This is a genomic window from Autumnicola edwardsiae (assembly GCF_031846505.1).
Lineage (GTDB): Bacteria > Bacteroidota > Bacteroidia > Flavobacteriales > Flavobacteriaceae > Autumnicola > Autumnicola edwardsiae.
Map to the genome: position 1 here is coordinate 1 of NZ_JAVRHP010000200.1, position 2,244 is coordinate 2,244.

Below are 2,244 nucleotides of genomic sequence, written 5' to 3' on the forward strand. Positions count from 1 at the left end.
GAAAAAAGAGCAAACAGAGGAAGAAGAAAATCCAGAGGAAGAGGAAGAAAACTCTGAAGAAGATGAAAGTCCTGAAGAAGGAGAAGAAGAAGAAGAAAATCCTGAAGAAGGCAATGAAAATCCCGATGCTGAAAATCCTAAAGAAAATCCGGAGGATGAAAATGGTCAAAATCAGGCAGGTATTTCTGTAGAGTATTTAATGAACAGGAAGCAACTGGTAATTTACAATCCGGGTGCCCAAAAAATTGATGAAGTTCGGATATTCACCCTTAACGGGCAGCAAATAGAGACTTTTAACGAAGCCACGACAGAAAAAGAAATATATCTCACCCTTATTCGACCGGTAAGTACTTCCGTTTATATTGTAAAAGTCCACACTGCTGAAAAAGTCTACAACAAAAAGATTATTGTAAAAAAATAGCCGATCACTACAATGAACAGATGCCGAAAATTGCCATTTTGGAGCCGCCTCTAAAATGGCAATTTTCGACCTTCTGTATTTTTCTGAATCAGGTAGATTTTCTGTGACTTATGTAAATTTCCCTCCGGAATAAACTTCAGAAGTATGATTTTTTACTTATTAAAGATAGGGTTCCTGCACCTAGTTTAAGCTTCTCAAAAACTAGTGAGATTTTTCTCTCTATGTATGCTAATTTTTTATTTATCAGTCGATAATGAACACTTTTAACTGTTAATTTCGACGTTTTATCGATTTTGTGCGTAAATTTGTACATAGTATCTAATCAAAATGTGCATGGGTAAAATCACTTCGGGGCTTAACGCCTTTATTTTACTGGCCTTTCTCTTTATTTCTGCAGGAATGTTCTCCTCTGCGGAAGGGGAAACCTATGCAGCTATAAGCATAAATGCTAATTCTCAGGATGTTAGCTGCATTGGTGGTGCTGATGGCGCTATTAATATTACAGTTTCCGGAGGGTCCGGGGGATACAACTACAGCTGGAGCGGCCCCAATGGTTTCTCGAGTTCCAGTGAAGATATTTCAGGATTACGTGCAGGAACATACGAGATAACCGTTACCGATAATACAAATCCTACACCACAGGAAAACAGCACGTCTGTAACCATTTCTGAAAGCGACGGCGTAAACCCCACAATTGTAGCTCCTGCTAATATTGTCATAAGTACAGATGCGGGCGATTGCATTGCTACCAATGTAAACCTTGGCACCCCTACTACAAATGATAATTGTAAAATTACAGACATCCGTAATGATGCCCCTTCATTCTTTGAAGTCGGGACAACAACAGTGACCTGGACAGTAGAAGATTCTGCCGGAAATACAGCTACCACCACACAAAAAGTAACAGTTACAGACGACGAAAAACCTACAATTTTTGCAAAAGCAGATATCACCGTTAGCAACATAAGTGGCACGTGTGAAGCAAATATTTCCATTATTTCGGCTTCAGCAACAGATAATTGTGCTGTTCTGGACCCAACAGGAACACGATCAGATGGCATGGACATTAACGAAAATTATCCGGTTGGAACTACTATTATTACCTGGGAAGTAACCGATAATTATAATAATACCGCAGAGGCTGTTGAGCAGATTATTACTGTTGAAGATAAGGATGCGCCACAACTTCCGGAGGTGACCAATGTACGTTGGGGTTGCGAATACAGCCTTACGACGCCCGTAGCAACAGATAATTGTTCGGGACAAATAACAGGTACAACCACCAGCCAAACCACTTTTTTCACAGCAGGCAGTTATACCGTTGTGTGGGAATTTAAAGATGAAGCCGGCAACACCTCAAGCCTTAGTCAGCAAGTCGTGATTGATCCACTTCAAATTGACATTAGCAGCATTGATGTAGATTGTTTTGGATCAAATTCGGGTTCTGCGGAAGCTAAAGCCTCGGGAGGTACAACGCCATATTCCTACACCTGGACCGGCCTTGGTTCCGGAACATCAAAGTCTGATTTAGCCGCCGGTACCTACACGGTTACTGTGGAAGATGCAAATGGTTGTGTAACCACCGAATCGGTAACGATTTCTCAACCCGATGACCTCATCATGGCTGATCCCGAAATTATCCCGGTAAGTTGTAACGGAGGAACAGACGGTAGTATTACTGCTGGAAATGTTTCAGGAGGAAATGCAGGTTATCAATATTCAATTGACGGAATAAACTTTAAAACTTCAAACACTTTCAGCAACCTTTCCGCAGGAACGTATACCGTTACAGTAAGAGATTTAAAAGGATGTGAGGCTCAGAA

General features: G+C 41.0%; 2 protein-coding genes. Both read left to right on the forward strand.

The annotated features are described in order from the left end of the window. Positions 1-421: T9SS type A sorting domain-containing protein (locus tag RM529_RS16915; protein ID WP_311485927.1), on the forward strand; the 421-nt coding region annotated here is incomplete at its 5' end. Positions 422-754: 333 nt separating this feature from the next. Then, positions 755-2,244, forward strand: a 1,490-nt coding sequence (locus tag RM529_RS16920) for a SprB repeat-containing protein (protein WP_311485928.1), incomplete at its 3' end; no start/stop codon positions are given.